At 46.3% G+C, this 11,073-nt stretch carries 14 protein-coding genes and 1 pseudogene; 10 read left to right on the top strand and 5 right to left on the bottom strand.

The annotated features are described in order from the left end of the window. Nucleotides 1-144: 144 nt before the first annotated feature. A pseudogene (locus DEH07_09775) lies at nucleotides 145-264 on the top strand (IS91 family transposase). A 33-nt stretch (nucleotides 265-297) separates the two neighbouring features. After that, entirely contained in the window at nucleotides 298-492 is a 195-nt protein-coding gene (locus DEH07_09770; protein HBY04787.1) for a hypothetical protein, read from the top strand. A 344-nt stretch (nucleotides 493-836) separates the two neighbouring features. Here the strand turns inward: DEH07_09770 and DEH07_09765 are convergent, their stop codons facing one another. The 3 genes from DEH07_09765 to DEH07_09755 all read right to left on the bottom strand — a co-directional run bounded on the left by DEH07_09765 (nucleotide 837) and on the right by DEH07_09755 (nucleotide 3,229). Beyond that, complete coding sequence (locus DEH07_09765) at nucleotides 837-1,469, bottom strand: hypothetical protein (GenBank protein ID HBY04786.1); 633 nt, start codon at nucleotides 1,467-1,469, stop codon at nucleotides 837-839. Nucleotides 1,470-1,685: 216 nt separating this feature from the next. Continuing rightward, the gene (locus DEH07_09760; GenBank protein HBY04785.1) at nucleotides 1,686-2,636 is read right to left on the bottom strand and encodes a hypothetical protein; all 951 of its coding nucleotides are present in this window, start codon (nucleotides 2,634-2,636) and stop codon (nucleotides 1,686-1,688) included. Beyond that, a complete protein-coding gene (locus tag DEH07_09755) occupies nucleotides 2,633-3,229 on the bottom strand; it encodes a hypothetical protein (GenBank protein HBY04784.1) in 597 nt (198 codons plus the stop codon). The genes DEH07_09760 and DEH07_09755 overlap by 4 nt, the downstream gene beginning before the upstream one ends. A 209-nt stretch (nucleotides 3,230-3,438) precedes the next feature. On the opposite strand from DEH07_09755, the gene DEH07_09750 reads away from it, so the two are divergent. Then, nucleotides 3,439-4,293, top strand: coding sequence for a hypothetical protein (locus tag DEH07_09750; protein ID HBY04783.1), 855 nt, complete (start codon nucleotides 3,439-3,441; stop codon nucleotides 4,291-4,293). Nucleotides 4,294-4,399: 106 nt separating this feature from the next. Here the strand turns inward: DEH07_09750 and DEH07_09745 are convergent, their stop codons facing one another. Together DEH07_09745 and DEH07_09740 are read right to left on the bottom strand one after the other, a co-directional pair. Beyond that, entirely contained in the window at nucleotides 4,400-4,714 is a 315-nt protein-coding gene (locus DEH07_09745) for a hypothetical protein (GenBank protein HBY04782.1), read from the bottom strand. A gap of 395 nt (nucleotides 4,715-5,109) precedes the next feature. After that, nucleotides 5,110-5,295 (bottom strand): hypothetical protein, encoded by a 186-nt coding sequence (locus DEH07_09740; protein HBY04781.1) that lies wholly within the window; start codon nucleotides 5,293-5,295, stop codon nucleotides 5,110-5,112. A 235-nt stretch (nucleotides 5,296-5,530) separates the two neighbouring features. Between DEH07_09740 and DEH07_09735 the strand changes: the two genes are divergently transcribed. The 7 genes from DEH07_09735 (at nucleotide 5,531) to DEH07_09705 (ending at nucleotide 11,047) form a co-directional block, all read left to right on the top strand. Further along, the gene (locus DEH07_09735) at nucleotides 5,531-6,445 is read left to right on the top strand and encodes an IS1595 family transposase (GenBank protein HBY04780.1); all 915 of its coding nucleotides are present in this window, start codon (nucleotides 5,531-5,533) and stop codon (nucleotides 6,443-6,445) included. 182 nt (nucleotides 6,446-6,627) lie between these two features. After that, a complete protein-coding gene (locus tag DEH07_09730) occupies nucleotides 6,628-7,734 on the top strand; it encodes a hypothetical protein (protein HBY04779.1) in 1,107 nt (368 codons plus the stop codon). 219 nt (nucleotides 7,735-7,953) lie between these two features. Further along, entirely contained in the window at nucleotides 7,954-8,904 is a 951-nt protein-coding gene (locus DEH07_09725; GenBank protein HBY04778.1) for a hypothetical protein, read from the top strand. Between the two features lie 16 nt (nucleotides 8,905-8,920). Continuing rightward, nucleotides 8,921-9,229, top strand: a complete 309-nt coding sequence (locus DEH07_09720; GenBank protein HBY04777.1) for a hypothetical protein — start codon at nucleotides 8,921-8,923, stop codon at nucleotides 9,227-9,229. A gap of 131 nt (nucleotides 9,230-9,360) precedes the next feature. Next, complete coding sequence (locus DEH07_09715; protein ID HBY04776.1) at nucleotides 9,361-10,110, top strand: hypothetical protein; 750 nt, start codon at nucleotides 9,361-9,363, stop codon at nucleotides 10,108-10,110. Between the two features lie 58 nt (nucleotides 10,111-10,168). Next, entirely contained in the window at nucleotides 10,169-10,615 is a 447-nt protein-coding gene (locus tag DEH07_09710; GenBank protein ID HBY04775.1) for a hypothetical protein, read from the top strand. 237 nt (nucleotides 10,616-10,852) lie between these two features. Continuing rightward, nucleotides 10,853-11,047 carry a hypothetical protein gene (locus tag DEH07_09705; protein ID HBY04774.1) on the top strand — a complete coding sequence of 65 codons (195 nt, stop codon included), beginning with the start codon at nucleotides 10,853-10,855 and terminating at the stop codon, nucleotides 11,045-11,047. The last annotated feature ends 26 nt before the right edge of the window (nucleotides 11,048-11,073 follow it).

Below are 11,073 nucleotides of genomic sequence, written 5' to 3'. Positions count from 1 at the left end.
GGTAATATAAAGGATAATACCCATAATTCTGGCGTAAAACCGTAATAGTAGGCGAAATAATGGACATTTAGATGGTTGATTATTCCAGTCAGTTTTTCATGAATGGGCAAATGAAAAGAAAAACGCCCCTTTTCGCAGTGGAATCATACATGGAGCCAGGATCTGCACTATCACCCGCATATTCATTCAGTAGTACTGGCGGGGGGGTTAACAAAACACAATAAGTGGAAAAACAGCAGTAAGAAGTTCTTTATTCCTGTAAAGGCAAGAGACCGTAATAAAGGCAACGGAACAAAGATAATCACATTAGTAGAGGAAGGAGAAAATGGTTACTTTGTAGTTCATTGTCCATCGTTAAAAAGTTGTTGGAGTCAAGGAAAGACAGAAGAAGAGGCATTAATGAATATTCAGGAAGCAATAAAGTTATATTTAGAACCTGAAGAGGTGTTAGTAGAAGACAGTAAGCATAAGGTTTATGAAGTGGCGTTATGAGACTCCCTCTATTATCAGGACGAGAGGTTTTGGCAGCACTAAACCGGATGGGATTTAGAGAAATACATCGAATTGGGAGTGCCTGATTAAAGACAAGAAAAACCCGGTTTCCTCTTCGAGAAAAACCGGTTTTTTCCAGGACTTGAAAATTTCTTGACTATCTGTGTATCCAGCTTACCAGTACCAGGCTCTGACCGATGCCCCGTCAGATTCAGCTCCTGCGCCGCCATCATAGTTTGTCGAGTAGCTTTGGGCATACCACCCGATCCGGTGGTTATCAGCCCTTGCTTCGTGCCAGATAGTGTCGGGAGCGCTATCGGCAGGAGCAGAAATTTTATCTGCTTTTAGATTTTATCTGCTTTTAGATTTTCTTCGTTAACCGGTAACTTTGTTTCCGGAGTGATATTAACGGTCTTAACTGCTTTTCCGGTCAGTTCTTTCCGGAATTGTTCGAGCTCTTCCGGAGTCATTCCCTTTCTTTCTGTCTTGATATTACCTGCTTCATCCGGGTAACTCCTGATCATAACGGGTCCTTTGCCTGCTTTAACCGCTTCTTTTTCTCCATTCGGGCCGTACAGGACAGCGTATCCTCCCCCATCATTTTTCCCGGCCGCTTCTTTCGAGGCAATAAACTCCATTTCTCCTGTCTTTTTATTGCCAACAGCGGTTATGTTTAACTGCGGTTCTCCTTTAAATACCTTGACCACTTCTTTTTTACCGTCTGGGCGAATTTTGCCGAAAATGACGGCCGATTCGCCCGGCGCTTCTTCTTTGGTTTTGTTGGTTAACTCACCCGTTTTTCCGCCACCGGCGCCCTCCTTAATTTCCTGAGGCGTCAGGTTGTCTTCACCGGCCTGTAACACATTTCTTTTCACCGGGTCAACCGCATTTTTCGCCCACCCCACACTGGCGCCGACCAGCAGGGTAGCCAGAATGCCGATCAACACCAAGGTCGACCAGTTCTTTTTCAGACGCATCCTTATCATCCTCCTTCTTTTTTAAACAGCTCTATTGTATTTTTATCCTTCTTAACGCAGGGCCCTTTTGCAGGCGCAGGTTTTTGCCTTTCATCCCCTCCTCTGGCGCAAATTACCTGCCGGCTGCCCTCCGTTTAGGAAGCGATCCAACTGCTTTCATAAATTATATAGGCAGGTTTTCTCCTGAAGGTTCATTACTTAAAAATTTTTCCTGCCTCAATCTTGAAACCTATCGATCTTAAAACCGCCCCCTTCGCCGTTGTCCTCCCCTCCGCCGTTATACTCCAGCCGCCCGCTCCCCTCATCCCATTTTATTTTGGGCGCTGTTTTGGCCAAGGTTCCTTTTGCTACTTCAACCACTTTCCCGGCGGCAAGGTCAACCCGGACAAGCCACACTTGCGCCCTGTCCTCCTTATTTTCCAGGACCAGCCGGGCAAATCGGCCCGCCGGAAGGCCAGGCGTGTTAACCATTCCCTCATGTAAAGGGGGATAAGCAGAAACTATATTTTTAACAACATTTTTTAAGAAAAGGTCTTGCCCGGCCGAATCGTTTCGAGCGATCTGAAGAGCCAAAGCTTTCTCTTCGCCAGTTAAAGGAGGGCAGGTATCCTCTTCAATTTTAACTACCTGCTTTTTTTGAAGATCCACTGTAGCGGTTATCTGTACTTCTTGAAAATCCTCGTTTCTTTCCATTAGAAGGATCAGATGACCTTGGGAGCGGCCGGTGAGTAAAATTCCTCCTGCCCTGACCCTGCCCGCGCCAAGGATGTTTTGCAGGCGGGGATCGGCGTCGGCAATAGCCGCCACCCTGGCTTCCAGAGGTGGCCCGGGAAATATGGCGAAGATCGTTACCAGGCTGAGCAGCACGACGACTGCTGCCGCCAGGGCAAAAACCTTCTGCCGGCGAAGCCTTTGGGGAAACGCCGGTTTTATTTCTTCCACCAGCCGGTGCCTTAGCTTTTCGTACGCGCCGGCAGACGGGGCGGCGCCGGCAGCCATTTGTTTTAGGGTCTGACGCAGGCGTTGGCGGGTATAAGCCAGGGCAGCCAGTTCCTCCCGGCAGCGCGGGCAGTTGTCCAGGTGCCTTTTAAATTCAGCCAGCGCCGTTCCTTTTAATTCTTCTTCCAGATAACGTGAAAAAAGCTCTTTGCTTTGCCGGCACTTCATCTTTGTACCTCCTTTCCGGCTGAAAAAGCCAGATAAAATTTTTCATGGAGCTTTTTTAAACCGTGATGCAGCCGGGACTTGACCGTACCCAGGGGAACGCCTAAAATAGCGGCAATTTCGTTTATTGATAGCTCGTTAAAGTACCTTAAGATAATTACAATCCGGTGTTTTTCCGGCAGGATATCCAGGGCTTTTACCATCGCCTGGTATTCCAGTTTGGTCAGGGTGTCTTCTTCCGGTGAAGGAGAGTTACCCTCTTTTATCTCTAACGATGAAAAACCTTTTGCCATTTTTCGGCGGCGCTTTCCGGCCAGTCTGGTGGTAATGCGGGTAAGCCACGTGCTCAGCTTGCTTTTATCCGGGTTAAAAGTATGCCGGGATTTCCAGGTAGCCAGGAAAACCTCCTGCAAAACATCTTCCGCTTCTTCTTTGCTACCGCTAATTAAGAAGGCGGTTTTAAAAACCATATCTTTGTACTGGTGAAAATAGGCGCAGAAGGTTTCATTATCACCCGAGCGCCATTTTTCCAAATCTAAATCCATTAGCACGCCGCCTTTTTTGAGGATACAAAGGCTTATAAAAGATACTTTCATAATTACATAGCTCTTTTTAGAAGAAAAGGTTCAATTAAAAAATAAGGACAGGGAAGAGAGTTACGCTTATTATAAAACCGTGAAAACCAGTATAGTTTTTTAAGTTTTATAGGAGGTGTTTTCGGAGGTGTTTTATTGGTGAGTGAAAAGGATCTGAAAGAACGATTGCTTTTGATCGCTGAAAAAAACTTTTTTCCAACCCGCAAGGGATGCCTTATTTTTCCCTTCAGGTTTCCGGAAAAAGCCTGGACGAAACAGCCTATACCAACAAGATCGAAGTGCTCGAAGAACCGTCCGGCAAAAACGGAACAAGAACAAAAGAGGCAGAACTAATAATAGTTCAATATTTTAAAGATGAAAATACAAACATGACTAAAAATTACCGGAACCGTTTAACGGGAGCTGTTGTTTCTTATCTTGAACAAGATCCCGGCAACAAAATAATTACAGTTAAGGAAACAACACGTTACCCGGCAGATATTCCCTGGGTAGCTTCCTTCGGCGCCAGCGCTTTGGCAATCGGCATCCTTTTATCCGGTTTTCTCTTCGGTTCTCTGTCCTTTACCCAGGTGCACTTTGATCGAATACCGTCTGTCCCCCAGATCAGTGACGACTTCTTTTTATGCCCGTGTAGTGATGTCCCTGCTTGCTTCGGAGCTAACGGGCACCGTAAACGGCTTGTTAATCTATCTTTTTGCCGGGATAAAACTCTGGCTTTACTTGGGGCAGATAATCATTCCTTTGTTATTGGTCGCGCTCTGTTATATCGCGGCTTCCGCAATAGTTCCCTGTATTTAAAAAGTTTTGCCGCTACAGCCGTGGGGGCCATGGTTGGAACAGTGCTTTTATGGTTTATGTCCGATGGATTTGTTTCTTTGGAGAACACTACGGGACTGGTAAAAGCAATTTCTAATTTTATACCCAACACCTATGCCCTTTATTTGATCAGAGACGCAGTTTTCACAGGTAAAATTGATAACTGGTATTACAATTATGCGGCGCCGATTGTCCTGGCAGCTTTATCGCTAATTATTTCGCAGAAAATATATCAGCGGAAATTGTGAACCCCGCAACCTTAACCAGGGCAAAGGGCCGCGAATGCTCCATAATGCCGGGGGCTTTAAAGGCATTGGAAGTGCGTGCGGTAAAATGTGTTCTGCATAATTGCTTTTACTGATACGCCTGTTTCTTAATACGCCGTAATTCAGAGTTGAATTTTTCAGTTTCTGCAAAAAAAGGTGTATAAGCGGATTTCTCAAATTTGACAAGTTTTTTTCCCTTGGAAGCTTGAAGAGTTTTAAAATATTCTTCTACTAACTGAAAAGGGGGGCTTAACTTTTCTAAAGAAGCAACAGCTTGCGTACTTGCAACCCCTTCTTTATTTTTTATTGGTGGAGTTGAACCAGAACCATGTATTTTCCCCCAAAAGGCAATTAATAAAAATATTGTCACTAGAATTAATGCTGGTTTAAAATCTAAATTCATATTACTCTACCTCATTACATCAGGTAACTGAGGAAAAAAAGTCGGACGAAAACGAAATCATTAAAATTTTAGGCGGTTTTTTTCAAAATAAAGTCTCCCAAGACCTTTTAGATGTCATGAGTCATTCTTGTTAGGCCGTGAAAATTCTTCGCCAGTCCGCCGACCAGCACATACTTTACGCCCTTTTCGTTTAGTGCCCGGCAGATTTTCTTAATATCTTCCCTTCCCGGCGGCCTGCTATAGGTTTCTTGCCCAGCATCATTTTCAGTGACCATCTGTTAACCTCCTCGAAGGTTTTAAATTTATAAACTCCGCGCGGCACAAAGACCTGGTCAGCGCGAAATGTTTCGGCCAACTTCACAAACTGGTCCCACTCGGCAGATAAGGGGGTTATTCTAGGGTCTTTGCGACTCCCGACGATTTTCATAAGCAATTTCTCCTTCCTGGATAGCGTTGGGCATTATTATTCTAGTCAATTCCAGTAAAAGATGAAAGGGTTCGCCGTAAAATCCCGGCAGCTTAGGGCCGGTTGAAGCGGACAAAAAAATGAGCAAAAGCAGCAGTGTAAAAACGATCATCATGAATACGCCTGCTGCGGGATGCTGGGAATAATTATGACCCAGTCGCCCCGTCCGCTCGTGTCTTCGCAATGCTTAGGAGTGTTAATTAAAAATTAATGTTAACCAGTTTTAATTAATATACAAATGCTGTTATAATCATATCAATATGTGGTTATCCAGTTAGCTCAGAAAACCTTTCCTTTCTCTCCAAAACGTAGTATAATACAAATAATACAGTAAAAAGGGGAGAGAAAATATGGCTAAACAAGAACCAATCAGCCTGCTTGAATTTCAATCCCGATTTCGAGACGAGGAAGCTTGCCGGGAACATCTTTTCAGTCTTAGATGGCCGGAGGGTTTTTACTGTCCGAGATGCGGAAACAAAACGGCCTACCTTATTAAAACCAGGCACTTATACGAGTGTACCTCTTGTAGTTATCAGGTGTCCGTTACCGCCGGTACCGTCATGCACAAAACAAGGACATCTTTAGTGGCCTGGTTTTGGGCGATCTATTTAATTGCCCATGATAAGCGGGGTAGTTCTTCTCTTTCACTTAAGAAATCACTTGGTGTAAGCTACCAAACGGCTTGGGCAATTTCCCACAAAATTCGTAAAGCCATGACGGACAGAGACAGTCAATATAAACTTGCTGGCCTGGTAAAAATGGACGACGCTTATTTTGGTGGCGCCGGTGAGGGAGGCGATAAGTCCGGTCGCGGTACGGAAAAGACGCCTGTAATCGTGGCTGTTTCGGTAGAAAAAAATGACCACCCCTGCCATGTCAAAATGGAGGTAGTGGAAAGTCTTAATCGGAAAGCGGCCGATGAATTTGTTCATAAACATGTTACTCCTGGTTCCAAAGTTACAACCGACGGTCTGAACATTTATGCTGAACTTGACAAAGTTGGTTATCAGCATGAGCGTATTATTATCAATAAAAACAAGAAGCAGGGATTAGAAACTTTCAAGTGGATCCATACAATCATTTCTAATGCCAAAGCTTTTATCGCCGGTACTTTCCATGGACTTGATAATCGTCACCTTCAGTCCTACCTGAATGAATTTTGTTACCGGTTTAATCGCCGCTTTTGGGAGCCTGAGCTTTTTAACCGTCTGCTTAAGGCTTGTGTAGCTGCTAAGCCAGTAGCGTTTTCTGAGCTAACTGGATAACCATATATCAATATTAGTTAGTTGACTATCAGACTTAATTCTAATAAATTATAGAAAACTTTATAATTATTTTGGTAGGCACACATTGCCTCCTGGTCGGGGCTGGAAAAAGCCATATTTCGTAAAGTTTGCGTAAAATTTTTTGCCGGTTCAAGTAGGAAGATCATAGAGGGGAGGGATGGATGTCCATAACAAAAATAATTTTTGCAGCCGTCCTTATTATTCATGGCTTCATTCATTTGCTGGGCTTTGGGAAAGCATTTCAACTTGCTGAAATAAATCAGCTTACGCAAACTATCCATAAACCAATTGGCGTTTTATGGCTGATTTCTGCCTTATTGTTCATTATTGCCGCAGCCGTTTTCTTATTGAGGAAAGACTGGTGGTGGATGGTTGCCGTCCCTGCCCTTGCGCTTTCGCAACTGCTGATCATTATGTACTGGCCAGACGCCAAATATGGGACAATCGCCAATGCGATTATCCTGGTGGGAATTGTTATTGGCTACGGAACCTGGAGTTTTAATGCAATGGTGAAAAATGAACTGGAAGCATTTATTCCACCGGCTACTTCCGGGAAAGAAGTAGTAACAAAAGAAATGCTTGGCGGTTTGCCGCCGGTTGTTCAAAAATGGTTCGAACGTACCAACGTGACTGGCAAAGAAAATGTTTACCGCGCTCACCTCCAGCAAATTGGCGAAATGCGGACTGCACCTGATGGCAAGTGGATGCCCGTTAAGGCCGGGCAATGGTTTAAAACGGAAAAACCGGGGTTTGTCTGGGTCGCAGATGTTAAAGCGGCGCCGGGAATACACCTTTCCGGGAGAGACAAGTATGAGAATGGAGAAGGGCACATGCTGATCAAGTTGCTTTCCCTGATTACTGTTGCGGACGCCAAAGGAAAAGAAACTAGCCAGGGGGCAATGTTGAGGTACCTCGCGGAAATTATTTGGTTTCCTTCGGCTGCTTTGAATGATTACATCCAATGGGAACAGATAGATTCCACAACAGCTAAAGCCACGATAACCTATGGAGGAATTACCGCCCCGGGTTTGTTTAAGTTTGATGAGAATGGCGATGTGGTAAGTTTCGAAGCTAAGCGGTATTACAACCGTAAAGGCGGCGCGACTTTGGAAGACTGGTTTATCCAAATCGAGCCGAATGGCTACAAGGAATTCAAAGGCGTCAGAATTCCCGCCCGGTCATCTGTTGTCTGGAGATTAAAAGAAGGGGATTTTACCTGGTACAAACTAGAAATTATAGATATTTATTATAACCAGATTAAATATTGAGTATCGGCTATTCCTTTTTTGGCTTTCTTATTATGGGAACTGCGGCGTAAGATACGAAATTAGTGGTTTATGTGACAGGAAATAGCCTTTCATCTATTTTTGTTGCTGGGTTATACCTTACAGGCATGGGCGGTTAGTAGCAAAATCGAGTTTGCTTATTAATCTGCAGGTCCTGTTATTTCTTGGGATAGGGGTATAATAATACAAGGAGGGGTAGAAATGAGAAGCGCGATGAAGGCAACTGTTTCAACATTCGGTGCCACCGCTTTGATCCTCATTCTCGTTTTGGCGAGCGTCTTCGTCCTCTTTCGTCAGGATCTGCGCCGCGCTCGTGATCGCATCGCGAGCATCCAAACCGGGGTCTACAGCTCGAGTTACGGTGACATCGAGTACCGCATTGATGGCCAGGGTCCGGTGATGCTCGTCGTCCACGGCATCGTCGGGGGCATCGACCAGGGCATGAGCATGGTGGACACCTGGGGGCACCTCCGCGGCCCATACACGCACTTGTATATCTCGCGGTTCGGCTATGGGAAGTCTTCACGTCCCGTGGACGCTACGGCACGCATGCAATCCGCCGCATACAAGGAGTTGCTCGATCACCTCGGCATCGACCGTGTCTTTGTTGTCGGCAACTCCGCCGGAGGGCCGTCGTCGATGTGGTTCGCGATCGACTATCCGGACCGAACCAGCGGGCTGATCCTTTTGTCGTCGGCTGTTCCCGGTCCGGAGCCCGCCTACATGCCCAAGCTCGTGGCGAAGAATGATTTTATCTATTGGGCGGCCGTCAAGACGATGCCGGGCACGTTGCTCAAGCTCCTGGTCGCGGAGTCCGTGGCGAAGACGTACACGGCCGAACAAAGGGACTTCATTGTCGAGAACGCGTTCATGGCAGGCCTACCGATCTCGTCACGCAGCGAGGGCATCATCTTCGACAACGAAGTATCACTTCCCTCGGTCAATAATGTCCCTTTCGATCGAATCAAGGCACCGACCGTCATTTTCCAGGCGGTCGACGACCCTCGGGAGTTTCATGGGGGACGTGAGCTTGCGAGGCGAATCCCGAACAACACGTTCGTCGGGCTGACGGGCGGTCACTTCCTGTTCGGCCACGACGAGGAGATATGCGCCGCCATTGCTCGGCTTATCAAGCAATCTTCGATGAAGTAGCAGGAGGGAAACAGTCATGTTCTCGATCCGAAACATGGTTAGAGTCGCCCTGTTCCTGTTCGGAACTACGTTTCTGCGGCTGACGCCGGCGTTCGTGTTGAAAGTTGTGGCTGTGGTCTTTCATCGTTTGCTTAATTGTCTGGCCCTTCGGAAAGAGGGGCTGGGACTATTGCTCAGCCCCGCCATGTTTGTCCTAGGATTTACCATGATATTCTCGCTGGCTATCGCCGAATTGGTGAAGCCGTTATATGATTTGAATATTACTGCAGAGGGCCTGATACCACCCCATGAAAATGGGCGGCTATGCCGCACCACGCATTGTTGAGGCGCTGAAGAAAAAGGGCGGCAACCTGGTAGTTCCGCCGGAAGGATTTCTGGTCAAAGACAGGGAAGGCCCGCTAAAAGAGGGAGAGTTGGAGCGGGCGGCTACCTGGGCGAAAGGATTAGGGTGATAAAATGACTCCAAATATATCAAATCAGACGAATCGCGGCGCTGCTGCCGGGCTTATCGATTTGCGCCGGAAGGGCCTCTACAAATTTGGCGGCGTGGCGGCTTTGATAATGGCCGCGTTGCTGGTTGGAGAGATTGTCGTCTATGCCTTGTTCCCGAGACCCAATACCGCCCTGGAGCATTTTGCGGTATTTCATGACAATTGGTTGGTTGGATTGCTGACTCTTGACCTGTTGGGAATGATATCTTATCTCGTGTTTGTCCCGACCACCCTCGCGCTCTATGTGGCTTTGAGACGCACCAGTGAATCTGGTGCGGCCATCGGGATGGTTCTCTTCTTCATTGGAATTGCTGCCTTTTTTGCTACCAATACCGCTTTCTCGGTTCTCTCTCTCAGCAACCAATACGCGGCCGCAACGACAGACTCGGAAAGAGCGATGTTTCTGGCGGCCGGCCAGGCAATGTTTACCCTATTCAATGAGAACGCATTCCTGGTAAGTTACGTGATTGTTTCAGGCTCCTGGACAATTATCTCGGGCGTTATGCTACGAAGCAACCTTTTTAGCCGAATTACCGCCTACGCGGGGATTCTGGCGGGCATAGCCGGAATTTTGGCCGTCATAATCGAACATATCTCCGAATATTCACCGGCACCTGCTCTTCTCATACCCGCCATCTCTCTCTACTTTGCGGCCATCGTATTCTTGTTCATCTGGACTGTTCTTGTGGGGCGAAGACTTCTACAGTTAGGATGACAGTTTTGACCCCTGATAGAAGTGTTATATTCAATCAGGATACAGAAAGGGATCGAGCATGATTCATATGGAGGGCGAGATTTATATTAACCGTTTAGTCGAAACAGTGTTTGACTTTGTTGCCGATGCCCGCAACGAGCCACGCTACAACCATTACATACTCCGCGCCGAGAAGATTTCGGCCGGACCCATAAGCCTCGGCACCCGCTTCCGCAACGAGACTAGAAGTATGGGACGAACTACCGAATGGATTATTGAGATAACTTTGTACGAGCGACCTCGGCGCCTGGAAACAGCTCTACATTCATCGGCTATGAATATTCATGGAGCTATGACATTTAACTCCGTTGAAAGCAGAACCCGGATGCGGTGGTCATGGGATATTAAGCCGCACGGTATCTACAAGCTAATGACTCCGTTGATCAGGCGCATGGGCCAGCGCCTGGAGGAGCGCAACTGGGTGAACTTGAAGCAATTACTCGAGGCCCAAGAGGGCACAGGATAATCGAAAAATTCGTGAAGGGACAACATCATACTTTATAGGAGCTTATTTATGATCGTACTTTTAATTCTGGATAAAGATTCAAAGACGAAGCTTTCAGAGGATTTGAAAGTCAAAGTCATAGAATCAAAGAAATAGAGAAAATGTTGAAAATTGAGACCTGACCCCTTGTTCTCTTATTCTCTCGTTACTATTTGTGCCGCTAGCGGTAGCGGCGGAATGGAGGTTACTATCTAAAACATGATACCTGAAAGGTGTTTTATTATGGCTGCCGAGATTTACTATTTTTCGGGCACAGGGAATTCTCTGGTTGTTGCCAGAGATATTGCCAGTCCAATAGGAATTTGCTTTTTCCATCGCAATAATAACGCAGTATATTACTACCCGTCAAACATTAATTTTTCCAAAAACCGTTCCTTTACCGGATTTATATGAACGATAACCTGGCTACCTCGTCAAAA

Source organism: Desulfotomaculum sp. (genome assembly GCA_003513005.1).
GTDB lineage: Bacteria > Bacillota > Desulfotomaculia > Desulfotomaculales > Nap2-2B > 46-80.
Note: the sequence above shows the minus strand (reverse complement) of the source record. Positions and strands in the feature narration are given on the sequence as shown.

Excerpts from the sequence above, each read along its gene's own strand:
- DEH07_09750 (HBY04783.1), top strand. The coding sequence starts at position 3,439 with ATGCCTTATTTTTCCCTTCAGGTTTCCGGAAAAAGCCTGGACGAAACA.
- DEH07_09730 (HBY04779.1), top strand. The coding sequence starts at position 6,628 with ATGTCCATAACAAAAATAATTTTTGCAGCCGTCCTTATTATTCATGGC.
- DEH07_09740 (HBY04781.1), bottom strand. The coding sequence starts at position 5,295 with ATGATGATCGTTTTTACACTGCTGCTTTTGCTCATTTTTTTGTCCGCT.
- DEH07_09760 (HBY04785.1), bottom strand. The coding sequence starts at position 2,636 with ATGAAGTGCCGGCAAAGCAAAGAGCTTTTTTCACGTTATCTGGAAGAA.
- DEH07_09765 (HBY04786.1), bottom strand. The coding sequence starts at position 1,469 with ATGCGTCTGAAAAAGAACTGGTCGACCTTGGTGTTGATCGGCATTCTG.
- DEH07_09755 (HBY04784.1), bottom strand. The coding sequence starts at position 3,229 with ATGAAAGTATCTTTTATAAGCCTTTGTATCCTCAAAAAAGGCGGCGTG.
- DEH07_09720 (HBY04777.1), top strand. The coding sequence starts at position 8,921 with ATGTTCTCGATCCGAAACATGGTTAGAGTCGCCCTGTTCCTGTTCGGA.
- DEH07_09735 (HBY04780.1), top strand. The coding sequence starts at position 5,531 with ATGGCTAAACAAGAACCAATCAGCCTGCTTGAATTTCAATCCCGATTT.
- DEH07_09715 (HBY04776.1), top strand. The coding sequence starts at position 9,361 with ATGACTCCAAATATATCAAATCAGACGAATCGCGGCGCTGCTGCCGGG.
- DEH07_09710 (HBY04775.1), top strand. The coding sequence starts at position 10,169 with ATGATTCATATGGAGGGCGAGATTTATATTAACCGTTTAGTCGAAACA.
- DEH07_09725 (HBY04778.1), top strand. The coding sequence starts at position 7,954 with ATGAGAAGCGCGATGAAGGCAACTGTTTCAACATTCGGTGCCACCGCT.
- DEH07_09705 (HBY04774.1), top strand. The coding sequence starts at position 10,853 with ATGATACCTGAAAGGTGTTTTATTATGGCTGCCGAGATTTACTATTTT.
- DEH07_09745 (HBY04782.1), bottom strand. The coding sequence starts at position 4,714 with ATGAATTTAGATTTTAAACCAGCATTAATTCTAGTGACAATATTTTTA.